Source organism: Thiomicrospira sp. S5 (assembly GCF_003991075.1).
GTDB classification, from domain to species: Bacteria; Pseudomonadota; Gammaproteobacteria; order Thiomicrospirales; family Thiomicrospiraceae; genus Hydrogenovibrio; species Hydrogenovibrio thermophilus.
Map to the genome: position 1 here is coordinate 825,504 of NZ_CP014470.1, position 23,228 is coordinate 848,731.

Sequence of the window (23,228 nt, forward strand, 5' to 3'; positions counted from 1 at the left end):
AGTGGTTATATATTAATATCTCATTGCTTAATGAACTATGCTAGCTGATCAGTGTTTTGAATTATTTTTGCTTTGAACTTTTAAACACGATAGGGGTTACTAGACCAACATCATCTAAAATTACATATAAAGCTGGTAAAACCAAAAGTACGAGTACAGTGGACGTCAGTAGTCCAAATACAACGGCAATTACTAGCGGAATAATAGCAACGGCTTGTGTTGATGTTTCAGCTAAAAGTGGTAATAACCCTGCAATAGTCGTTGATGACGAAATAAATATGGCGCGCATGCGTGCTCGGCTTGCTTTACCGGCTGCGCTAATAATATCCAACTTTTCTTTATCGCGATAATGTTTAATGAAATAAATTAAGAGAATGGCATTATTAACTACAATCCCCGCCAATGAAGCTGCACCCACCAACGAAGGCATGGAAAGATTGTAACCCATGATTGCATGCCCCCAAATTGCGCCGAGAAAGGCCATTGGAATCGACACCATTACAATCAAAGGTTCAATGTAACTGCGAAATTGGTAGGATAGAATCAAAAATACTCCCAGTAACCCGATCAGTAATCCACGAACAATTGATTGTTTGGTCTCGGCAGATCTAGCAACTTGCCCTTCGTAGGTGATATTAATGTCCGGATATTTATTTAATATATTTGAAGCGTGGTTGTTTTTAAAATCTTTAATTATGGCTTCGGCATTGTTTCGTTGCACGTCTACATCCGCTGATATGGTCACAGTCCGATCGCCATTGATTCTGGTGATTTGTCCCCATTGTCGTACCGATTTAATATCGACAAGCTCAATCAAGGGAATGGGGCTTCCTTTTGGAGAAATAATAATGGATTGTTCAAGAAAATCTGGACGTGATCGTTCGGATTGAATTTGGCGAACAACTAGATCGACGGGTTGATCGCCAATTTGAAGTGTTGTTAGACGTTCACCAAGCAAGCCTGTTCGCAGTTGGTTCGCGATTTCTTCTGCGGTAAATCCTTTTGCGTAAGTACCAGAGGTTAGGCTTAACTGTTGTTGTGGTTTACCCGGCCGTAAGTCGTCAATTACATTATAGACCCCTACGTATTTTTTCAGAGTGTTCTGGGTTTCTATAGAAGCTTGTTTTAGCTGGTTTAGATTGCTGCCTGCCAAACGAATTTCAATGGGAATCCCCGCTGGACCGAAACCAGGTTCTTGAATATTTAAACTGATCAAACCATAGATAGTCGGAATTTTCTCTTGCCAGGCCGAGGTTAATTCATCGAGTGTTACTGTACGTTTTTCGGCCGTTAACAAGTCGACAGAAACCGTTGCTACATGTGGACCACTTTCATTGGCGCTGGCATTTTGACCAAAGTGAACTTGAATGCCTTCTATTAACCCTTTTTCGTCAGCTCGTTTGAATTTGTTGTTTTCAACTTGTTGGATAGCCTCAACGACTTGCTGAGTAACCTCTTCGGTGCGAGATAAAGGTGTACCTTGAGGCATTAAAATACGTGCTTCCAAGACGTCTCCATCAATGTCTGGCATGGCTTCCATTTGGATGTTACCACCTGCAATAAAACCAATTGATCCCAGTAAAATCACTATCAAGCTTGCAGCCGTAATATAGCGTCGGCGAATTGCTAGGTCTGCGGTTCGCCCTACTTTCTCCTTAAACCGTTCAAAACCGCGATGGAAACTTCCATAAAAGCCAGGAGCCTGTAAAGGGTCTTGGGTGAAATCATGGTGTTCAGCGCTTTGTTTTAAGTGATGAGGTAAAATCCAAAAGGCTTCAATTAAACTAGCTGTTAACGCTGCAATTAATACGACTGGAAGCACCTGAAGTACAGCTCCAAGTTCCCCGGCTAGAAAAGATAAGGGTGCAAACACGGCAACTGTTGTTAAGAATGAAGAAAGCACTCCAGGGAGTATTTGGCGAGTACCCAACGTGACGGCTTCTAAGGTTGAAGAAGTGTTTTTGAGTTGTTTTACGATCTGATCGGTCAGAACTACGGAATCATCCATAACAATTCCTACCGCCATCAATAGAGCAACTAAAGTAATCATATTGAGTGATAAGCCAAACAGGTTCATGGCAATTATGGCGCCTGCAAAAGCGGCGGGGAGACCCATAATGGCCCAGAGTGCTAGACGAGGTCGAAAAAATAGACTCATTACCAATGCAACCAGAGCCAGCCCTGTTATGCCGTTTTTTACAAGCATTTGTAATCTATCTTCTACCAAAGATGTCATATCTTGTGTAATCGACAGAAAGATGGTGTCTCCTTTCTTTATGCGCTCTTCTCTAAGGAATTGACGTAAATCCGCCATTACGGTCAAAGCGTCATCTTCTCGGTTTTTAAAGACTTCAAGTACTATGGCTCGGTGGCCATTATAGTCGACTCGTTTTTCTGGACGCTCGTAGCGTATGCTTATGTTTGCAATGTCACCTAATGTGATTTCTGCTCCAGAGTCAGAACGAATAACCGGTAAGCTTGATAAGGCGTCAACATTGCGACGTTGATCAACGAAACGAAGCTGAATTTCCTTATCATTTGTTTCGATGGTTCCGATAGGTAGATCAATATTTTGGCGTTGGATTGTTTGGGCAATATCTTTTATAGACAGCCCGTGTTGTTGCAATTGGTCTCGTGAAACTTGAATTTCCCACCGACGATCTGAAAGTCCTGATAACTCGATGTCATTGACACCGTTAATGTTTCGAAGCTTTGCCTCCAGTTGCCGAGCATAACTCTCTAGGTGAGGTAGAGACGTTTGAGCATGAATTGCGATGGCGGCAACCAAATCTTTACGATGTCGTTCACGGATAATAGGCGGCCTTGCTCGCTCGGGAAAATCGATGATTGTGTCTATTTCTGTGCGAAGATCATCTAAAAACTGGCTGCTATTACCACTGGGTTTCATTTTAGCGTTCGCGTCAGCAAGATTATCTTGAGCACGGCAGGTCAATTCTTCCAGGTGATTGACGCCGCTGAGAGCATTTATTAAACGTAAGCATATGTTTTCTTCAACGTCGACGGCTGTGGCACCGCGATATTCGATAGAAATATTGGCTTCGACCGGTTCGTAATCAGGAAAGGTTTCGCGTTTTAGATTAGGTGCACTGATTAGTCCTGCTGCCAAGATTAATATGAGTAGTAGGTTCGCAGCAGTTGGATGATTGGCAAACCAACTGATCATGATTGAATTTCCTTAACTTGGTTGGCAAGTTTTTCGGCTTCGTCTGTTGCATGAGTGGTTGACAAGGGCATGCCTTCTATTGCTGGGACAAGGTCATCAAGAATTACTTTGTCTCCTTGATTAAGGCCAGAATAGACTAATACCCAATTACCTTGGGGAAGGGAGGTTTTGACAGCCTGTCGTTGGAGTCGATTTTTTTTATCCACCAAGTAAACGAAACCTTGGTGGACTGTATGCGTGGGGATGACTAACTGTGGTTGGCTTACAGTTCGAGATAAGACTCCTTCTACAAAATCTCCAGAAATCAATGGTGGTAGACTAGGAGGGTTAGCCTTTCGATAAGGTTCTTCAACACTTAAAATAACTTGTAAGGTACGTGCATCAGGGTCAACTTCTTCAGCTATTCGAGTGATTTTGGCAGGCCAAAAAAAATGTCGGTTATTTGTTGGGTAAATCCGGGCTTCGATTTGTCTCAGAGCTTGAATGGAAAGAAGAAGGTCATTCATGTTAACGGCACCCGGCTCAAAAGTGGCCATGAGTTCCTGTATGAGGTCCAAAGTAATCTGAACTGGTACTTCGGCTGTTTCGATGCCCTCGCTATCGAATAAAAGCTGAGTTTGATTGACTTGCTGTCCCTTCTGAACTTTAACGCTTCCGATACGCAAGTCAAACGGTGCGTATATCTGTGTGTCTTCAAGGTCTTTTGTGGCCAGCATGCGTTGTATTTCGAGCTGGGCTTGTTTCGATTTTAGTTTTTCAAGCTTTATCGGGATCTGGTTTAGCTGGTTTTGCAGAGTTTGAGTGGATTGACGTTGCTGTAACGTTGCACGTTTCTGAATATCTACTTGGTTCTCTGACATCATATCGCGTTTTGCTAATGATTGGATACGTGCTAATTCTTGTTCTGCTAAAGATAGTCGATCGCTTTCCAGCTGGTAGAGCGCTTGGGTATTTTTCTTTTCTTGGTTGAGTTCTTTCAGATCGGCATTAATTCCTCTGAGGTCAGCAATGATCTGTTCAAGCTTAAGTTGATAACGACTAGGGTCAACGGTTAAAAGATGGGTTCCTGCCTTCACAAAGGCACCGTTTTTAAGTAGCGAACTAAATTCAGTGATGCGGCCGGAAACATTAGCAATGGCCTGCCATGGTCGGGCGGACTGGACAACTCCATATCCGCGAACGCTGAGTTTGGCAACCATCGGGCGTGCTTCTATATACCTGACAGGGGTCGAAGAATTTGTATCCGGTATTTTTGGTGGGGGTTGGCGGGTAAAAATAAAAATAGCCAAAATTAAGGCTCCGACGATTAGTCCGGCGGTAATCGTAACGTAACGAGTGGTAGATTGTTTAAAAGCTTCTAGCATGTGTGGATTCTCTTGAATCTGTTGGCGGCATTAAATTAAATGAATTACAACTTTTTTATTTGACTATATAGTTTAACTATTTAGTTAAATTTTTCCAGCCGAAAAGTGTGAAAGAAATGTGCAGGGAAAAGTGGGAGAGGTTTTAGCGTTTTTTCTTCGCTTTGGTGTCTTTTTTCTTTTTCTTCTTCGGTTTTTTCAGGGTGTCTTTGAGCTTGAAGTTGGGCTCCAACCCCGGGATTTTGGCCAGCGGAATGCGCTGTTTGAGATGATATTCGATGCGTTGCAGGTTGGATAGGTCATGGCGTTCCACCAGATTGATGGCGATGCCGACTTGTTGTGCGCGGCCGGTTCGACCGATGCGGTGGATATAAGTGTCTCCACGGAAAGGCACGTCGTAGTTGATGACGTGGGTGACATTGAGAATGTCCAAGCCGCGAGCGGCGACATCGGTGGCGACCAGCACCTTGATTTTGCCTTGTTTGAATTTATTGGTCTTTTCCAGTCGTTTGGCCTGGATAAAGTCGCCATGCAGAACGGTGCTGGACACGCCTTCGGCCTGTAACCAATCCGCCAGTTCGATAGCGCGGTCTTTTTTGTTGCAGAAGACAATCGCGCTCTGGCAGGTGTCGTCGTTTAGAATCGCTTTCAGTAAGGCTTGCTTATGTGCCTTATCATTCGCGAGATAGGCGAATTGCTGGATTTGGTCGGATTGTTGGTTCGGCGCATTCACTTGAATGACGCTGGGTTCATCCAAAATCTCTTCGGCGAATTTCGCCAGGCCTGACCCGCCGAGGGTGGCGGAAAAGCAGGCGGCTTGAAAATCGCCGGGAATGGCTTCAATCAAGGCCAGCACATCCGGTCCTTGTCCCATATCGAGCATGCGATCGGCTTCATCAATGATGAGCAGCTCCACATCGGACAAATCGATGAATTCCTTGGTCATGATGTTGAGCAGACGGCCCGGCGTGGCGACCAGTATGTCCATGTTGGACTGTAAAACGTTCAATTGTTTGTCGGAAGCAAACCCTCCGGTAATGATGTTGGATTCGAATGGGCAATGCGTACCGAGTTGTTTAACCACTTTGTGAATTTGGAAGGCCAATTCACGTGTTGGAGCCAGAATCAACACGCGAGGGTGTCGGCTGGGTTTGGGGGTGTCCAACAGAAATTGTAGGGCCGGTAAGACAAAAGCGGCGGTTTTCCCCGTACCCGTCGCGGCTCCGGCCAGGACATCTTTACATAACAGCATTTCGGGGATGGCTTCCGCCTGAATCGGCGTGGGTTTGTGGAAATGCTGTTCTTCGATGGCGCTGAGCAACGCCGGGTCAAGGTCTAATTCTTCAAATGTCATGCTGGACTCACGTGATGGCTTGAGCACGGTTGATCGGTCGGGCTTGTAAAATAAACGCGTTTCGTTTGCTTATTGACCCGTGACGATATTATAGCAGGGCTCGTAATGTTCCGTGCCTAATTTCATGCGGCGCTGGGCCACGAATGATTTGAGCAGTTTGTCCATGCGTTCCATGATTTCCGGATCACCATTGATTTCAAAAGGACCTCGTTCATTGATTTGTGCGATGCCTTCGCTTTTGACATTACCGGCCACGATGGCGGAGAACACATTGCGTAACTGCCCCGCCAAATGGTAAGTCGGTTGGTCTTTGTGCAGCTCCAGCGCGGCCACGCTGTCATGCGTCGGCACGAAGGGTTGTTGCAGTTCGTAAGGAATGTGCAGATTCCAATTGTAATAGTAAGCGTCGCTGGTGGCTTTGCGGAAGGCCTTGACGTCCTGGATGCCTTCTTCGATGAAGTCGGCGACTTCCTCCGGGCGATCGATGAGAACGGTCAGTTTGCGCACCGCTTCTTTTCCGAGGGCATGTTCGATGAACTCCAGTACCGCATCGAAGTAGGCCCGGCCGGACTCGGGTGCGGTCAGGGCCACTGGGAAAGGAATATTGTTGTTTTGCGGGTGTAATAATACGCTCAGCAAGTAAAGGATTTCTTCCATGGTGCCGGCGCCGCCCGGGAAGATAATGATGCTATGCCCCAGCCGCATAAAGGCTTCCAGACGCTTTTCGATGTCGGGGAAGATCGCCAGTTCGGTGACAATGGCATTCGGCGCTTCGGCGGCAATGATGCCCGGCTCGGTCAGGCCGATGAAACGGGCGTGTTTGTAACGTTGTTTACCGTGGCCGAGTACCGCGCCTTTCATCGGTCCTTTCATGGCACCCGGTCCGCAGCCGGTACAGATGTCTAAACGGCGTAAGCCGAGGTGATAGCCCATTTGTTTGGTGTATTTGTATTCTTCCAACGGAATGGAGTGGCCGCCCCAGCAGGTGACGATGTTTGGATCGAGATCAGGTTTCATCAAACAGGCGTTGCGGGCAATGTGGAAAATGGCATTGGTCAGACCAAATGGCGTTTCCAAATCGAATTCCTGGCTATCGATGATTTCGTTTTGGGCGTAAATCAAATCTCGAATGACGGCTGTCAGGTGTTCTTGCAGACCTTCAATCATCTCGCCGTTTACAAAGGCGTTTTCCGGTGCATTATCGATTTCAATCTGCAAGCCGCGGCCTTTGGTGTGTACCTGTATTTGAAAGTCCGGATGGGCCTCCAATAAGGCCAGGCCGTTGTCGTCTTTGGTGCCGGTGTTCAGAACCGCCAAACTGCAACGACGGAAGACTTCGTTCAAGCCTGTTTCGGTCTGGTCACAAAGCTGTTGGGCTTCTTTGTAGGAAAGGATTTGCAGGGCGCCGGCCGGGCGAATTAAAACTTTTTTGATAATGCTGTTCATGATAGATTAGTGCTTGTTTTCTCTGACAGGTTGATATTATGCGCTCAAACGCACCCTACGAAGAAGGTTTTTTGATCCTTTTGTTGCTGACGGCCATCATTGGATTGCTGTGGCTCTTCTCGCCGTTTCTGGAAGCGTTGTTGTTCGCGATGATTCTGGCGACCGCGACCTATACAATGTATTTGAAGATTCTACCCAAAGTCAACCGTTCGGAAACTTATGCGTCGGCGATCATGAGCACGGTGGTGTTTTTGACGGTGATTGTACCGGTCACCTATTTGCTGCTGGAAGTGGGCTTGCAGGTAGGGCATATCTTCGGTCAGGCACAGCAATGGTTATCCCAGCAAACGCCGGACAGTTTTGCTCGGTTGAACCAAAATCTGGTTAATATCATTCCGATTCCGGCGGATACTCAGGCCCAGTTGATTGAACAGTTGCGTGAGAATTCCGGCAAGATCATTAAGTTCGCACAGGACACCATCGTGTTTTTGGTCAGTGGGGTTTTTGGCAGTACCACGTCGTTTCTGACCTTTGTTTTGCTGGCGGTGTTCGCTTTGTTCTTTTTCTATCGTGATGGGCACCGTATCGCCCACCATCTGAAAGTCTTGTCGCCGTTGGAAAACTACTACGACACCATGATAATGAACCGCTTTGCCAATCTGTCGAGTATCTTGCTGTTGTCGGTGTTGGGCATTGCGTTGCTGCAAGGACTGGTGTTTGCGTTTGTTTCCTGGGGGCTTGGTTTGCCCGGCCTGTTTATCGGAATGGCGATTGCCATCACGTCTTTTATTCCGATTGTCGGTGCCGCACTGGTTTGGATTCCGTTGACGTTGGTATTGCTTGCGCAAGGGAATTATGTCGGTGCCGGAGTGGTGGTGTTTTTCGGGGCCTTGGTGAACGGGTTTGTTATTGATAACATTGTGCGCCCCATGCTGATTCAGAAAATTGCCCGCTCCATCGGCAGCGGAACGGATGATTTGGCGGTTGCCAACCATACTCTGATTACGGTGTTGTCCACCTTTGCCGGGTTGATTCATTTCGGCATGATCGGTTTATTCTTCGGGCCGGTGATTGCGGCCATGGCGATTACCATCTTTGATGTTTACGCCCATAAAAACTCCGATTTGCTCGACCGGACCTGATGGAATCATTTTCTTTAGGACTTTGACCCATCGAAAACTTTTGTTAGCGATTAAAAACATCAATGGGGATAAGGCATTACGAATGTTATCATGCCTGTAACTGAACCTGTTTCAGCCCTAGGTTATTTAATAGATAAAAGATGTGAATTCACACACAAAAGACAATAGATGGAGGAAAGATGAAAGTCATTTCCAAGTTAGGTACGATCATTCTGATCAGCAGTGCTCTGGTCAGTCCGCAGACGTTTTCGGCCGATACGGAAGACCCTTATACCGCCGGGTTTGAAGCCTGGGCTAAAGAGATGGGGAATGGTAACGTAGCTGCCAGCGCGGCCAATACCTATGTGAATGAAGTCAAATCGACCATGAAGAAAGCCGGTTACATTGGCGACGAATTGCCGTTGCCGAAAGCGGTGAAAGTGACCGATGGTGTGTACACCATTGTCGGCAGTCAAATCTGGCATAATCCGTCCAACTTTGGACTGAACAATAATATTTCCTTTGTCCTTTTCAAGGATGGTGTGTTTGTTTTTAACGCTGGGGCCAATCCGGCGATTGCCTACAGCGTGCATCAGCAAATCAAGCGCATCACCAATAAACCGGTTAAGTGGGTCGCGGTCGAAAACAACCAGGGCCACGCCTATCTGGGGGCCAGTTATTGGTGGGATGTGGGCGTGAAACACCTGTATTCCAGCGATTTGGCCAATATGCAGTTCGGTCAGTCGTTCGACGCCATCAAGTCGGAGTGGGCTTTGCGAGTCGGGAACTCCATCACCAATATGGCGCGAAATGTCTCCGATAAGTTCACTACCTTCAATAACAAGTTGAGCGTCGATGTCGGCGGTGGCGAACAGTTCATCTTGATGGATTTCGGGCCGGGGCATACGCCCGCTTCCACCAGCGTGTACATTCCGAGTCGTAAGGTGTTGATGACCGGGGATTTGGGCTTTAACGAGCGGATGCCGGTGATGTTTGCTTACACCAACAGCATGGACTGGGTGGCGTCTTTTGAGAATATGATGTCGCAGATTCCGTCCGATGTGTATGTTATCCCTGGGCACGGAACGCCGACCGATATGGCGACGGTGAAAAAGCAAACCTACGATTACTTCAAGTATGTGCAGAAAGAAGTGCAGAAAGTCGTGGATAACGGGGGTAACCAGGAAGAGGCTGAAAACATCGATCAGTCGATGTATAAAGATCGTCCGGTCTTCGACCAGGCGGCGAAAAACAATGCTCGACGCATTTACAATGAAATCACCGGCGGTGATTTTTAAGTCAATGTTTTGAGTTCGATACGAATAAAAAAGGGCCGGAAGGCCCTTTTTTTTGCCTGGCGGATTGATGCGGCGAATGAAAAATGCACCAGGTCTGGTCGGTTTGGGAATCTAAAAGGGTTGACAGACCAGGGCTTCAAAAGAAGTGGCTTCTAATGCGAGGTTCTAAAACTCATGAGTGGTTTTGAATAAAGTCGCAAACTTCCTTCAATGGCATGGGCTTGGCGTAATAATAGCCTTGAATAATGTCACAGTTCAGTTCTTTGAGTACCTTGAGTTGTTCTTGGGTTTCAACGCCTTCTGCAATCACTTGTTTTCCAAGCGCGTGCGCCATGGATATGGTAGCGGAGACGATGGCATAGTCATCCGCATTGCAATGCACTTCGTCAATAAAGGCTTTGTCGATTTTCAGATGGCTGGAATGAAACTGACGCAGAGAGACTAAAGACGAGTAGCCGGTTCCAAAATCATCAATGCCCATTTCGAGCCCTTGTTTTTCAAGACTTTCCAAGACAGAAATTTCAGCCGACGAAAGTTTCGCATAGGCGGTTTCGGTGATTTCAAAGGCCAGTTGCTCAAAGGATAAGTTATTGTGTTCAATGACTTCCAGAAGTTCCACTAGATTTTCGATGTGGCTGAGCAGTTCGCCGGAAATGTTAATGGCGATTCGACCATTTAAGCCGGCCGCTTGAATGGCTTGCATTTCTTTGACCAGTTGACCAAATTGCCAAAGCGTAATGTCGTGAATCATGCCCCGTGTTTCGGCTACGGGAATAAAGTGGCTGGGAGAGCTTAGGGGCACTGTTATGTCGGCTTTTGGAAACCAGCGCAGTAAGAGCTCTATGCCAATGACCTTTTCGGTTTGAGTGTGAATTTGCGGTTGGTAATAAAGCTGGAATGAGTGGTTTTGAATCGCTTGTTTAAGTTCATTGTATATTTTGACATCTTCATGCACTTTGGCAGACATTTCCGGTTCGTAATAGATAAAGTTGTTTCGTCCGTTGTATTTCGCTTCGTAAAGTGCAATATCGGCTTGGGAAATAATATCGTCTGCCGAATATTGGGGTTCGCAAAAGGCAATGCCAATGCTGGTACTGATGGGAATGGATAAGTGGCGTATTTGAAAGGGCCGTTTAAACAGCTCTAAAATGCGTTCTGCCAGTTGTGTGGCTTCCACCGTTGCAGTGGCTTCTTGCATGAGAATGGCAAATTCATCTCCCCCTAAACGGGCAAAAATGTCATTTGGTCGTAAAATGTTGCCAATGCGTTTTGTAATCGCTTTAAGTAATTCATCCCCAACAGGGTGCCCTAGCGTGTCGTTAATGTCTTTAAAGTGGTCGATGTCCAGCATCATTAACACTGGGTGGCTGGATGAGTTCGAAGCTTGTTTTAATTGCTTTTGGAGATGTTCATTAAAAAAGCGACGATTAAATAACCCCGTTAAGTCATCGTGAAACGCCAAGTATTTGATGCGTTGTTCCCGTGCACGGCGATATGAAATATCGTGAAAGGTGATGACGCCACCGACAACTTGATTGTTGCGCCGGATAGGGTTGACGTGATATTCCACTGGCAGGTGTGAGCCATCTTTTCGCCATAATATATCGTGAGCGCCGTGTTCAGTTTTTCCGCTGGTCACGGAGCGGATGATACGGCAGTTGGCAGGTGAGATTTCTGCGCCCGTTTCATCTGTGTGGTGCAAAAAGGTGTGAATATCCTGCCCAATGAGTTCGGATTCTTCGTAGCCGAGCATTTTCAGCGCGGCTGGGTTAACGAAAGTGGCTCGTCCTTTGGTATCAATGCCCAAAATGCCTTCATTTGTCGTGCTGAGCAGTAAACGACTAAATTCTTGAGCCTTGAGGTAATCGGTCATATCGATTAAATAACCGTAGATCGCTTGAATATCTCCGTTGGGGGCATATTCGATCAGCGAGTAATCGTAAACTTTGCGGTATTCACCCGAGTAGGTTTTTAATTGATAGGTTTGTTCAAACCGATGGCGTCGGTTGATTTGGTGATTTTTAAACTCTTGGGTAATTTTGTCCAAGTCGTCGGGATGGATTAAATCCGCGAACACCAGCTTGTGGCTGAGAAAATCATCCGGGGGGTAGCCGAAAGTCTTTTGCACATTCGGTGAAACATATTCAACTGGCCAGCCAGGCTCTGGGCGCCATCGAAAAATAACGGTTGGGCCATCTTGAAATAATTGACGCTCTAAATTGAGATTGGTTTCCGTCGCTTTAATGTCCGAAATGTCATCCACCACCCAGACCACGCCTTTGCTTAAATCGGCCGGCTGGCTTTTATCCAACGCCATACCGCTGAGGCGACACCAGACAGGGGAACCATCTTTTCTACGCAGTTCATAATCCACATGCAGGTTTTTATGATCACTTAGGGTGTCGTAATTATCTTTTCCGTAGGCTTCAAAGCGCTCTTTGGATAGGTGGAGGGCTTCCATTGACAGCCCAATCATTTCTTCTGGGGTGTCGTACCCAAGGATTTCCGCCAGTCGCTGATTGGCTTGGTGCAAAATGCGATAGCCTTTGAGCAGCATAATGCCCACTTGGGAGTTGTTGAATAAGGCTTCATATTCTTGGGTTTTTTCGGTTAATGCCTTAAGAGCTTGCTGTCGTTGTTTAATCGGGGTAAAGACCGCTACCATCAAACATTGGGTGTTTTGTTCCAGCAGGTTAGCGGTGATTTCGACAGGGAGCTCTTGTCCATCGGCTGTGAGAATGACATCTTCGGTTTGTTCAATCTGATGATGTTCGCGTAATTGTTTCTGATGTTGATGGAAAGTGTTGGGACGATTTTTGGGGTGTAGTATCGTTTGAGGCTTTCCTGCCAGTTCGGCGTGTCCGCGTCCAAAGAGTTTTTCGGCTTGCGGGTTCACATAGAGGATTTCCCCCGTTTCACAGTCGGCCACGGCAACGGCGGCTGGCAAGGGGGTTAACAGATTCAAAAGTGCTGAAAGTTGCAACTGAGGTTCGGTCATATATGTTTTTCTATTTGTTTATGCCGTAGAGAAGAGGGTGCGCTTAATTTTAGAATGAATCATAATTTTACTCTGAAACCTTGAGAGGGTGAGAAAAAATGATTCAAACAGTTTCCCTGAGGTGAGTGTTTTGTGGCTAGACCTAAATGAATCAAAGGCCTGAGACAACTTAAAATCACCAGGCCTGGATCGCAGAGTCTTTAGTCGTCCAGTGAGTAAATGACCACTTCGTCCTTCAGGAACAACGGAATCAACAAGCGGTTGCGTTGGCTGTCGTAGCCCAAGTCCGCCGGAGATTCCAGGTCGCCGACAATCAATTCCAAATGGTCGTCCGGGGTGATTTCGTAAACCCCTTTGGCTTTCCAGCTGGAGGTGATGAGGCGGTTGTCATTGGTCACAATCAAACCGTCCAGACGATTGAACGGTAAGGTCATGCGCGATTTTTCCGTGCCGTCCAGCGTCATGGTGCGTAGTTGGCCGGAACCGAGGGTGACCATCCAGAGAGTATCGCCTTTGGCGTAAACACCGTTCGGGTGGCCGAGTTTACCGCGTTTCAGTTGGGTGACCTTGCCATTGGCATCGACCTTATAAAGCGCTTCGGTGCCCGAGGGTTTAAAGCCGGGGGCCATGCCGCTGTCGGTGACGTATAAGCCGCCGTCCGGTGCCGGGCTGACACCGTTAATGAAGCTACTGCCGGGAAAGACGATGTCGTCCAATTGTTTTTTGCTGCTCAAATCGAACACGCGCAAACGGTCAATGTCGGCCACATAAAGCTTGCCGTCTTGCGTCACCATGCCTTTCGGCGCGTTGAGTGCGATGTCGTCGCTGGCGCCATCCAGCCATTTCAATTCAATCACTTTGCCGTCCGGTGACAACTTGGAAATAAAGCCGTTGTCGTCTTTTTCAAACGGGCTACCGTTGATGTTGGCGACCAGGTAGGTGTCGCTGTCGGCGTCGTATTCCATCGCTTCCGGTGTGGCGAATCCGACGTCTTTAATGTGAATCGTTTCAGCCTGCACTGAAAACGGCAGAGTGACGGCCAACAACCAAGGTAAAGCGGCGTGTTTGAATATCATGGTGTTTCCTTTCCGTAAGTGAAAAAACGTTGCCAATCTGATTTTAGCAAAAATCCTTCAAGCTTTATGCAACGAATATGAAATCACACAAACCGCCAGGCCTGGGGAAAAGCTGATTTGAACCACAGAGGCACTGAGGCATTTATGCCCTCTGGGTACAGAGTTTTAAAACGGTGTCATGCCGAACCTCACGGCGGTCATGTTGAGCGAAGTCGAAACATCTCACGCCGACAAACGTAAACCGTTCAGACGATGCCACCCTGCTTGAGACCCTTCGGCTTCGCTCAGGGTGACGCGGCTTGTGGCCAGGCCTGGCAAAAAGAACGGTTTTGGCCATCACGTTTTGACGGTGGACAGCAGCGCCTGAATCATGGCCGAAACGGTGTCGTCCGCCGTGGCGATGCCGATGGTGTTTTGCGATTTCTGTTTCACATACACATAGGCGATGGCTTTCGCTTCCTTGCCTTGCTGCATGGCATGTTCGCTGTAGTCCAACACGTCCACTTGCTGTCCGGTGCGTCTTTGCCAGGCATCACACAGCGCGCTCAAAGTGCCGTTGCCTTGTCCTTGCCAGGTTTCGCCGTTGACCTCCACGCTCAAATGTTCTTTGCCGTCTTTTCGGGACAGTTGGTAATTGTTCAAGGTGGCTTGCGGTTGGTTGATGCCGTAATGACGGTTGAAGGCCTCGAACAGCGTTTGATGACTGACAATGCCGCCGGCGTCTTCCGCCACCGATTGTGCGACGGGCGCGAAATCCTGCTGAACCCATTTCGGCAGATTCAATCCGTATTCCTGCGTCAGTACAAAGGCGGCACCGGCTTTGCCGGATTGGCTGTTGACGCGGATAATCGCTTCGTAACTGCGATGGATGTCCATCGGGTCGATCGGTAAATAGGCCACGTTCCAGGGTTGGTCGTCCTGTTGGCGCATCAAGCATTTTCGGATGGCGTCCTGATGACTACCGGAATAGGCGGTGTAAACCGCTTCGCCGACCCACGGGTGTCGAATATGGGTGTCGATGCGGGTGACTTCCTCCAATACCGGAATCCAATCGTCGGGGCGCGACAAATCCAATTGCGGGTCGATGCCTTCGCTGTAAAGGTTCATCGCCAGCGTGACAATGTCCATATTGCCGGTGCGTTCGCCGTTGCCCAGCAAGGTGCCTTCCACGCGTTCGGCCCCGGCCAATATCGCCAGTTCCGCAGCGGCCACGGCGCAACCACGGTCATTGTGAGTGTGGACCGAAATAATCGCCGCATCGCGGTTTTTCAAATGGGTCACGAAATACTCGATCTGGTCGGCATAACGGTTGGGCGAGGTGCTTTCCACGGTGGACGGCAGGTTCAAAATGCAACGGTTATGCACCGTCGGTTGCCAAACGTCCATGACGGCCTGGCAGACCTCCACGGCGTAATCGGTTTCGGTTTGGGAAAAGCTTTCCGGGGAATATTCAAAGGTCCATTGGGTTTCCGGGGTTTGCTCGGCATAGGCTTTCACCCACTGCGCGCCCTGAATGGCCATGGTTTTGATATCCGCTTTCGATTTGCAGAAAACGTTTTCGCGTTGTACGGTAGACGTGGTGTTGTAAACATGCACCACGGCTTGTTTCACGCCTTTCAGCGCTTCATAGGTGCGTTTGATCAAATGCTCCCTGGCCTGGACCAGAACCTGAACGGTCACGTCCTCGGGGATGCGATTTTCCTCAATCAAACGGCGGGTAAAGTCGAACTCCAATTGGCTGGCCGACGGAAAGCCGATTTCAATGGTTTTGAAGCCAATCGCAATCAATTGATCCCACAGCTTCAGCTTTTGCTCGACAGTCATCGGGTTGGCTAAGGCTTGGTTGCCGTCTCGTAAGTCGACACTCACCCAAATCGGCGCCTGGGTAAGGCGACGGTCCGGCCACTGACGATTGGGTAAATCGGGTGTCTCGGTTGGGCGATATTTTTCAGGTCTCATGCGGTTCATCGGTTTTCCTGTCGCTTTAAAAATTGGAGTTCTGTTAAAGGGAGCCGTTATTGATTCATGAACAGGCATCTTGAGTCCAAAATTCGTTCTATCTGCGTTGGAAATCTTCGCAATAGCTGGCTATTACGTGCGATTCCCGCCTTGAGAGCACAAATTTTGACTCTCAATCTGCTCCGTCCAGAATCAATAGCGGTTCCCTAATAGAGTTCGCAAGTTCTTTGCTCTCTGGAAAAAAATTGTAACAACTTCTTGAAGCGATTAAATTGTGAAAACGTGATTAAAAAACACCTTTTTAGCAATTTAATTCCAATTTTATCTATTTATTTGATATTTTATTTCTAGGATAAAAATAAACGTTAAATAAATGGTTAAGACTATGCTTAATAAGCTGGATAAATACGACAAAGCCATCCTCAATGCGTTGCAAAATAACGGCCGCTTGAGCAACCAGGAATTGGCCGACCAAATCGGTTTGTCGCCGTCGGCGTGTCTGCGCCGTTTTAAAGCTTTGGAAACCGCCGGGGTGATTCTCGGCTATCGTGCGCTGTTGGACGCGCGTTCATTGGGGTTGGACTTAATGGCGTTGGTGCACATTTCCATGGATAAACACACACATGAACGGTTTGAAGCGTTTGACGATGCGATACAAGCCTTGCCGAATGTGGTGGAGTGTCTGCTGCTCACCGGCCAAACCGCCGATTACCAGTTGAAGGTGGTGGTGAAGGATTTGGAAGCCTATCAGGATTTGCTGCTGAATCATATTACCCAAATCGAAGGCGTCAGCGGGGTGCACACCAGTTTTGTGTTGCGTAAGGTAGTGGATAAAACAGCCTTGCCTATTGGGTGATGGCGTTTTGGCCATAACAATGAAAACGACCAGACCTGGGGATTTGCTCAGTGTTTTGCCCAGGCCTGGTGGTTTGTTGCACAGTTCTTGCAAGGTTTTTTAAGTTTTTTCCTCGTCGCTCTCGGGTTTGGGTTGCAACTGTTCGTCGTGTTGCTCCATACGCCAAGGCAGCAGGCCTGGTGAATTGTTTAAAAAGTGCAGATAGCGTTCGAAGTGATCCAAAATGTCGCTGATGATGTCGTTACGGTCATAACCGTACACATCATAGGCTTGTCCACCGCGACGCAGGAAGACTTCAGCACGATAATAAAGGGATACGTCTTCACTTTCCGCCTCCATTTCGGGGTAGGCGAACAGTGGAATGGTAAATTCGCACAGACGAATTTCGTAGATGAAATCCATCTGATCCTCTTTCAACACTTCAATGCGGACTCTGAGAGGGGCTTCTTCATGATGAATCTGGGCTTCCCAGCCGCGTCGTGACAGCTCTTTCTGCACACTGTTCATAGCCGGTAATGCGGTTTCTGTAATAAATTGGCTGACGGTGGTTTCGTCCGGGTAGTCCACCAGACTGTCCAGACGGTCTTTCCAGCCATACCCTTTGCGCTGATGAAAGTGCCGACTTTGCTGCAAGGCCTGCTCCAGGCTGCTGTCGCGGTGGGTTTCAATGCTGAGCGCTCGCCACATGCCGAAAGCGGCAATCAGCATAATCACCGCAAACGGCAGGGCGCTGACAATGGACGCGGTCTGCAGGGCTTTCAGGCCACCGGCCAGCAACAGCACGGCGGCGACAGTGCCCAGTAAACCCGCCCAGAAAATACGCTGCCACACGGGTGTTTCCATGGCACCACCGGAGGCCAGCGAGTCCACCACTAGTGAGCCGGAATCGGCCGAGGTGACGAAAAAGGTAATGATGAGCAGTACCGCCAACGTCGAGGTGACAGTTGATAACGGCAGGTGTTCAAACAACTGGAATAACGCAATGGCGGTGTCGTTCTGAACTTCGCCGATTAAGGCGGTATAGCCTTCTTGCATAATCATGTAGAGTGCGGTGTCTCCAAAGACGGAAAACCAGAAGAAGGTGAAGGTGGTGGGCACCAGCAAAACGCCGAACACGAATTGGCGAATGGTGCGCCCTCGGCTGATTTTGGCGATAAACAGCCCGACAAAGGGCGCCCAAGCAATGGTCCAGCCAAAGATAAATAGGGTCCAGTTACCAATCCAGTCACTGTGGACATAAGCTTGTAGGTTAAAAGTGCGTTCTACAATGCCGCTTAAGTAGCTGCCGGTGTTTTGTAAAAATGTTTCTAAAATAAAAATGGTTGGGCCGGTCAAAAATACGAAAATCATTAACGCCACGGCGAGACCGATATTGATGAGCGAAAGCCGTTTAATGCCTTTGTCCATGCCGGCGACTACGGAAATGGTGGCCAGCAAGGTAATAACGGCCAGCGCCAGTATCTGTACATTTACCGAGACAGGAATGGATGGAATCAAATAATTCAGTCCAGTGTTGATTTGCGCCACCGATAACCCTAGGGTAGTGGCTAAGCCGAAGACGGTGCCGAGAATGGCAAAGGTGTCCACCGTGTGCCCCATCGGGCCATGAATGCGGTCCCCAATTAATGGAAACAGCGTTGAGCGCATGGACAGTGGCAGGCCGTGACGAAACGCAAAATACGCCAGTGTCAGTCCGACCAATCCATAAATGCCCCAGATATGAAATCCCCAGTGAAAAAAAGCAATCTGCATGGCTTGTTTTGCGGAGTCGATGCTTTCGGGCGAGCCTTGTGGTGGGGTGGCATAGTGTAAAACCGGTTCGGCGACGCCAAAAAATAACAGGGCAATACCGTAACCGGCGGAAAACAGCATCGCAAACCAGGCGGTGAAGCTGTACTGGGGTTCGGCATGGTCTGGCCCCAGTTTGATTTTGCCCCAAGGTGAGGCCGCCACCGCAAAAATAAACACCAGGAAAATGGCGACAGACAGCATATAAAACCAGCCGAAATTCTGGGTGATGCTGGCCAGCACCTCAGCAAACAGCTCGCCTGCCAGTTGCGGATTGCTGAGGGTGCCGATAATCATTAGAAAAATGACACTGACAGCCGGAATGAAAACCGGCAACAGCAGGGCGGATTTGAATTTATGGGAGGGTGTTGGTGCGGTGTCCAAATTAGAATCCTTTCTGCTTTAAATGGATTAAAAGCGACGTTTATTAGGGTTGAAATCGTAAGTGTTTTTTCTAAAAACTTGCCTTGATGTGAAGATTGTAACAAAGTTAAAATGAGTTTGCGATTACGCCTGTTTGCTGGGGTATTGACCCAATTTCGGCAAAGCTCTCATAAATGTAAGGTAAAAAGGATTGGGCAAGTCCTGGAGTCAGCTTTAAGGTGTTTAAGCCTGTGCAGGCAAAAAAAGACAAAACCGCAGTCAGCGGTTTTGCGATGGCTTTAATGCAAGATTAAGTACTCGAGTTTAGTGCTCGAAACGATCCATAAAGTTGGGTTCGTCGGTGTAACCGCCCGGCACGTTTTTGGTGACAATCGCCACCGCATCGTGCGGGTGCAGGCTTTCCAAGTGGTTGACGCGCACCCAGTAGTCTTGATATTCGGTGCAGCTTTCCAGTTTGGCTTGCATGCGACGCGCGGCGTCTTCACAGAACATCAGGTTGGTGGCGTTCAAACGGGCAAATTCCTGTTCGTCTTCACGTTTGACGGTGGATTGCACCGGCGTTTTCACCGCGTCTTCAATCTGATTGATGACGGTGGAGAGGTTCAGGTCGTGCGACGCATCCACTTTCAGTTTGATCTGCGCATAAGAGCGCTGGCTGTGCGGTGTGGCGCAGATGCCTTCCGGCGTGCCGAGCCATTCCAGCACCTGATTGTAGTCCAGTGCCTGACCGTTGAATTGCTGTTCGAAGGCTTCCTGAATCAATTGACGAGACAGGGCCGCAGAACACGGGCAGGTGGAGGAATAGGGCACGCTGATGCTGACTTCGCATTCGTATTGTCCGTCGCGCATTTCACCGCGCATCGTACAGGGATAGTGTTTCCAGCCGGAGTTATCGGATTTCAGGGAGCGGCGTCTTTCGTAATAGTCGAAACGGAATTCGACAAAAGCGTTTTGGCTGAGCCCCTGATGCGATTCGATAAAGGCTTGTAGCATGCTTTGGATGCTGGCCGGTGTTAACGGCGCTTTCGAGCCGGTTTCATCCAAAATCAGATACAGGCGCGACATGTGGATACCTTTGCTTAAAGGGTCGTCCAAACTGACGTAGGCTTGTACCTGCGAGGATAGGGTTAGGGTGTTTTGCGAATCTTGTTGTAGCTGGATTGGCAGTTCAATGCCACTCATTCCGACCCAGTTGAGTTTTCCCTGTGGGTCTTGGTGGGGTTGGCAAGCGATATCGGGCATGTGCTTCGTCATGCAATTTCCTTCGGCTTTGATTGAGGTCTTTGTTCGGTCCGCCCGGATAAAACAAAGTTGAGCTCATATTTTAAAAAAGAGGAGAAGTATACCATATCTTGTGGGAATGGGTATCATTTACTGTGAAAATAATTCATGATAATAAATAAATTTTCTCATAAGTGATTTTAAGAACGGTCGATCAGGCAGGTGCTGAGAGCCGTTTCCAGCTGGTCGATAAGGGTATTCGAGTCGTTTTCTGAGGCGGTGTCCGAAGCGGTTTCGAGCAATAATTCCAGCCGGCTGTCCTGCCGCCAGGCGATATCTTGCCATCGGATTTGGTTATTAATCACATTCAGCAATTGCCATTCGTTGCCGGTGCGCAGGATGCCTTTGGCGCGAATCAGATGAGTGTGCTGTTCGATAAACGCTTTGAGCGCCACGCGGTTGAACTGGATGTGGGCGTCGAACTGCCAACCAACGCTGGTGGTGTGGCCGGTTTGCACTTGGCGTTGCAGGCAATGCGACAGTTTGGATTCGCCGGGGAGAGCGCAGGTTTCGGTTTGTTGCTGGTGTTCATGCAGGCCGCTGAGTAAGGTAAAGGCCGGTTTGGTTTGTTTAAAATCCACCAGGCCTGGTGGAAAGTCACATTCGGCATTCAAACGGGTGTGCAAAATCGATTCTTTCGGCGGGTAGGTTTGTTGCAACAGTTGTTCGGCCTGGCGGATGTCGTCGTCATTGGCGAGGTCGGTTTTATTAAGCAGAACCGTATCGGCGAGGTTGACCAGGTCGCGCATCACGGCAGATTTGGCCCAGCGTTCCGGCGTAAGTTGTTGCGGGGTGATGACCAGCAATACACCGGCGATGCGAATATGCGGTTGGAATTGTTTTAAGGTGTCGATAACCTGCGCCGGATGACCGAGCCCGGTGGGTTCGACCAAAATGCGGTCCAGTGGATGCTGTAACAGCTTTTGCAAAGCTTGGCGATAGCCGAACTGAGCGCTGCAACAGATGCAACCGCCGGTGACGTCTTCAATCCATGGGCTATCGGCATTGAGCGTGGCGGCGTCAATGCCGATCTCGCCGAATTCGTTGATGAGCAGCCCCCAGTTTTCACCGGCGGGGCGCTGTTGCAACAGCCGGTGAATGGCGGTGGTTTTGCCACTGCCGAGCAATCCCGTTACCAGCGTAACGGGAATGGGGACGTCCTGCTTATAGGTCTTTGCCATCCAACAGATCGTTGACGAGTTCGTCGTGTTTCAGATTTACGCCGAGACGTTCACAAATGATTTTGGCGTCGCGATAGGCGTTGCCCAGGCAGGTGGTGGCACCTGGCGACGGTGTCATATTAAAGATGATGTTGTCGTGCTCGGGTACGATGCTGGCTTCACCCAGTTTCAATTCTTTGGTGGTCTTGTCGATGACCTGTGGGCGCACACCGCCGTAACCTTCCGCATAAGTCAGGTCTTTGGTGGTCAAATCCGGTAGGATTTTGCGGGCATCTTTGACAAACAATTTTTTGTTCAACCACGGCACTTCAAACAGGAAGTTGCGGAAAATGTAATTGCGGATGGTGCCGTCTTTCATCAAATCCCAGAACACGCGCAAGACTTTGGTGTCCAGTTTCAACGAGCGCCAGAAGTCCATATAGGTGCCGCCGGTGTAGCGTTCCAGTTTTGGCAGAACCAGGGCGGTTGGCCCTAGGCGGGTTTTGTCCGGCTCGGTTAAGTCGGGGTCGCCATGCAGTGCGGCGAACGGCAGTTTGTCGTTTTGCATGGTGTAGACCTTGCCGTTCAGCATTTTCGGTGCGAAATAGAAACTTCCGGCCATCGGCAAGGTGGACAGGTTCATGCCATGCCCGAGTTGGTTGGCCAGTAACAAACTGTGCGCTCCGGCGGACACCACGGCAAAACGGCCGACATAAGTGCCGTGCGCGGTTTGTAGTTCGTAGTGGTCTTCCAGTTCGATGATGCGGTCCACTTTGGAGCTGAGGGAAACCCGGATGTCCTTGCCGGTTTTACGGGCGCTGTCGATAAAGGATTTTGACAGGTTGCCGTAGTTGACGGCGGAATATTCGTCGGTACAACCGCTGGCTAAAATGCGTTCCGGGCGTGGTTTGCCGTCTTTCAGCGCAACCTTGGGTTCGACTTCGGCGATTTTTTCGGCGTCCCACAGTTCCATGTACGGGAAGCCTTCCTTGAATTCTTCGTGGCGTTTTTCCAGACGCTCGCATTCATCGTCGCCGACGGCGAGAATCATTTTCGGGAACTTATACAGGAAATCGTTTTTATCGACCTGTTCGGCATACTTCACCAGCATATTGGCGGTACGCTTGACGGAAATGGCTTTTTCCAAAGTGTAGTTGGTTTCGATGTCGCCGCAGTGCAACGTTTGGCTGTTGCTGCGCGCATTGGAGTTTAACGGGGATAAAGAGCCGTATTTTTCCAGGATGGCGATGGACTTGATGTCGGTGTATTTAGCCAGTGTATAGGCGAGCGCGGTTCCGGTGATACCACCGCCGACGATCACGACATCAAATGTACGATTTTGCATAGGAATTTCAATCCATTCGAATTCAGGGAGCCAAGTATTATATAAAATTCTTTAGGGTTTGACTAATCGCGATGAATGCGAATTTTCTGATGTCGTTGGATTGAATGCGGTTATGGGGTTCAGCTGAGCTGGCAGCTACGGGGTTGAATTTTCTCATATTCTTGCAAAGCGGCGAAGTCGGTTTCGCATTCCGGCAACTGGGTCAGGTGGTTTTTCAGGGTTTCGAAGGACAGCGGAGCCGGGGTGTTATTGACCAGTTCGTAATGCATCCAGGTGCCTTCTCGCCAGGATTTCACCAGGCCTGCGTTTTTCAGATACGTGAGGTGGCGCGAAATGGTGCTTTGCCCTTGTTCTAAAACGGTAACCAAGTCACAAACGCACAGAGAATCCCGGAGCAACAGCAAATGCAGGATACGCAAACGCAGCGGTTCGGAGAGAGCTTTAAAAATCTGTGCAGTTCGGTCTAAGGCCACGGGTGGAATTCCTATGTTGTGCTAGCGTTTATCATAGCGCCGGATAGCCATTTGAGCAAATATACCCACAGGTCTGGCTCGGCAAAACAGTATTAATTGTTACGTTATTGTATCAATTTTGTGATTGATTTGATTGTATTTTCC

General features: G+C 48.7%; 15 protein-coding genes. 3 read left to right on the forward strand and 12 right to left on the reverse strand.

Annotation, left to right across the window (positions count from 1 at the left end):
* Positions 1 to 61: 61 nt before the first annotated feature.
* The 4 genes from AYJ59_RS03720 to ppnN all read right to left on the reverse strand — a co-directional run bounded on the left by AYJ59_RS03720 (position 62) and on the right by ppnN (position 7,345).
* The gene (locus tag AYJ59_RS03720; RefSeq protein ID WP_029938836.1) at positions 62 to 3,184 is read right to left on the reverse strand and encodes an efflux RND transporter permease subunit; all 3,123 of its coding nucleotides are present in this window, start codon (positions 3,182 to 3,184) and stop codon (positions 62 to 64) included.
* Entirely contained in the window at positions 3,181 to 4,548 is a 1,368-nt protein-coding gene (locus AYJ59_RS03725; RefSeq protein ID WP_029938835.1) for an efflux RND transporter periplasmic adaptor subunit, read from the reverse strand. The genes AYJ59_RS03720 and AYJ59_RS03725 overlap by 4 nt, the downstream gene beginning before the upstream one ends.
* Positions 4,549 to 4,690: 142 nt before the next feature.
* Positions 4,691 to 5,899: a DEAD/DEAH box helicase gene (locus AYJ59_RS03730; protein WP_029938834.1), complete on the reverse strand. Its 1,209-nt coding sequence runs from the start codon at positions 5,897 to 5,899 to the stop codon at positions 4,691 to 4,693.
* Positions 5,900 to 5,968: 69 nt separating this feature from the next.
* Positions 5,969 to 7,345: a nucleotide 5'-monophosphate nucleosidase PpnN gene (gene ppnN / locus AYJ59_RS03735; RefSeq protein WP_127119268.1), complete on the reverse strand. Its 1,377-nt coding sequence runs from the start codon at positions 7,343 to 7,345 to the stop codon at positions 5,969 to 5,971.
* Between the two features lie 38 nt (positions 7,346 to 7,383).
* On the opposite strand from ppnN, the gene AYJ59_RS03740 reads away from it, so the two are divergent.
* Together AYJ59_RS03740 and AYJ59_RS03745 are read left to right on the forward strand one after the other, a co-directional pair.
* Positions 7,384 to 8,487, forward strand: a complete 1,104-nt coding sequence (locus AYJ59_RS03740) for an AI-2E family transporter (RefSeq protein WP_127119269.1) — start codon at positions 7,384 to 7,386, stop codon at positions 8,485 to 8,487.
* 179 nt (positions 8,488 to 8,666) lie between these two features.
* Entirely contained in the window at positions 8,667 to 9,764 is a 1,098-nt protein-coding gene (locus AYJ59_RS03745; RefSeq protein ID WP_127119270.1) for an MBL fold metallo-hydrolase, read from the forward strand.
* 172 nt (positions 9,765 to 9,936) lie between these two features.
* Here AYJ59_RS03745 and AYJ59_RS03750 read toward each other — a convergent pair whose 3' ends face one another.
* The 3 genes from AYJ59_RS03750 to AYJ59_RS03760 form a co-directional block, all read right to left on the reverse strand.
* Positions 9,937 to 12,762, reverse strand: coding sequence for a bifunctional diguanylate cyclase/phosphodiesterase (locus AYJ59_RS03750; RefSeq protein WP_127119271.1), 2,826 nt, complete (start codon positions 12,760 to 12,762; stop codon positions 9,937 to 9,939).
* 200 nt (positions 12,763 to 12,962) lie between these two features.
* Positions 12,963 to 13,838: an SMP-30/gluconolactonase/LRE family protein gene (locus AYJ59_RS03755; RefSeq protein WP_127119272.1), complete on the reverse strand. Its 876-nt coding sequence runs from the start codon at positions 13,836 to 13,838 to the stop codon at positions 12,963 to 12,965.
* Between the two features lie 336 nt (positions 13,839 to 14,174).
* Positions 14,175 to 15,806, reverse strand: a complete 1,632-nt coding sequence (locus AYJ59_RS03760; protein ID WP_237260367.1) for a 2-isopropylmalate synthase — start codon at positions 15,804 to 15,806, stop codon at positions 14,175 to 14,177.
* A 376-nt stretch (positions 15,807 to 16,182) separates the two neighbouring features.
* Between AYJ59_RS03760 and AYJ59_RS03765 the strand changes: the two genes are divergently transcribed.
* Positions 16,183 to 16,653: an Lrp/AsnC family transcriptional regulator gene (locus AYJ59_RS03765; RefSeq protein ID WP_206197895.1), complete on the forward strand. Its 471-nt coding sequence runs from the start codon at positions 16,183 to 16,185 to the stop codon at positions 16,651 to 16,653.
* A gap of 99 nt (positions 16,654 to 16,752) precedes the next feature.
* On the opposite strand, the gene AYJ59_RS03770 is transcribed toward AYJ59_RS03765, so the two are convergent.
* From AYJ59_RS03770 to AYJ59_RS03790, 5 genes are all read right to left on the reverse strand, one after another.
* A complete protein-coding gene (locus tag AYJ59_RS03770; protein WP_029938827.1) occupies positions 16,753 to 18,825 on the reverse strand; it encodes a BCCT family transporter in 2,073 nt (690 codons plus the stop codon).
* Positions 18,826 to 19,128: 303 nt separating this feature from the next.
* Entirely contained in the window at positions 19,129 to 20,079 is a 951-nt protein-coding gene (gene folE2 / locus AYJ59_RS03775) for a GTP cyclohydrolase FolE2 (RefSeq protein WP_029938826.1), read from the reverse strand.
* A 167-nt stretch (positions 20,080 to 20,246) separates the two neighbouring features.
* Positions 20,247 to 21,287 carry a CobW family GTP-binding protein gene (locus AYJ59_RS03780; protein ID WP_051673426.1) on the reverse strand — a complete coding sequence of 347 codons (1,041 nt, stop codon included), beginning with the start codon at positions 21,285 to 21,287 and terminating at the stop codon, positions 20,247 to 20,249.
* Positions 21,271 to 22,611 (reverse strand): FAD-dependent oxidoreductase, encoded by a 1,341-nt coding sequence (locus tag AYJ59_RS03785; protein ID WP_127119273.1) that lies wholly within the window; start codon positions 22,609 to 22,611, stop codon positions 21,271 to 21,273. Before AYJ59_RS03785 ends, AYJ59_RS03780 begins: the two co-directional genes overlap by 17 nt.
* A 119-nt stretch (positions 22,612 to 22,730) precedes the next feature.
* Positions 22,731 to 23,084 (reverse strand): ArsR/SmtB family transcription factor, encoded by a 354-nt coding sequence (locus tag AYJ59_RS03790; RefSeq protein WP_127119274.1) that lies wholly within the window; start codon positions 23,082 to 23,084, stop codon positions 22,731 to 22,733.
* Between the last annotated feature and the right edge of the window lie 144 nt (positions 23,085 to 23,228).

Coding starts and splice junctions, on each gene's coding strand:
- AYJ59_RS03720 (WP_029938836.1), bottom strand. CDS start 3,184: ATGATCAGTTGGTTTGCCAATCATCCAACTGCTGCGAACCTACTACTC.
- AYJ59_RS03725 (WP_029938835.1), bottom strand. CDS start 4,548: ATGCTAGAAGCTTTTAAACAATCTACCACTCGTTACGTTACGATTACC.
- AYJ59_RS03730 (WP_029938834.1), bottom strand. CDS start 5,899: ATGACATTTGAAGAATTAGACCTTGACCCGGCGTTGCTCAGCGCCATC.
- ppnN (WP_127119268.1), bottom strand. CDS start 7,345: ATGAACAGCATTATCAAAAAAGTTTTAATTCGCCCGGCCGGCGCCCTG.
- AYJ59_RS03740 (WP_127119269.1), top strand. CDS start 7,384: ATGCGCTCAAACGCACCCTACGAAGAAGGTTTTTTGATCCTTTTGTTG.
- AYJ59_RS03745 (WP_127119270.1), top strand. CDS start 8,667: ATGAAAGTCATTTCCAAGTTAGGTACGATCATTCTGATCAGCAGTGCT.
- AYJ59_RS03750 (WP_127119271.1), bottom strand. CDS start 12,762: ATGACCGAACCTCAGTTGCAACTTTCAGCACTTTTGAATCTGTTAACC.
- AYJ59_RS03755 (WP_127119272.1), bottom strand. CDS start 13,838: ATGATATTCAAACACGCCGCTTTACCTTGGTTGTTGGCCGTCACTCTG.
- AYJ59_RS03760 (WP_237260367.1), bottom strand. CDS start 15,806: ATGAACCGCATGAGACCTGAAAAATATCGCCCAACCGAGACACCCGAT.
- AYJ59_RS03765 (WP_206197895.1), top strand. CDS start 16,183: ATGCTTAATAAGCTGGATAAATACGACAAAGCCATCCTCAATGCGTTG.
- folE2 (WP_029938826.1), bottom strand. CDS start 20,079: ATGACGAAGCACATGCCCGATATCGCTTGCCAACCCCACCAAGACCCA.
- AYJ59_RS03780 (WP_051673426.1), bottom strand. CDS start 21,287: ATGGCAAAGACCTATAAGCAGGACGTCCCCATTCCCGTTACGCTGGTA.
- AYJ59_RS03785 (WP_127119273.1), bottom strand. CDS start 22,611: ATGCAAAATCGTACATTTGATGTCGTGATCGTCGGCGGTGGTATCACC.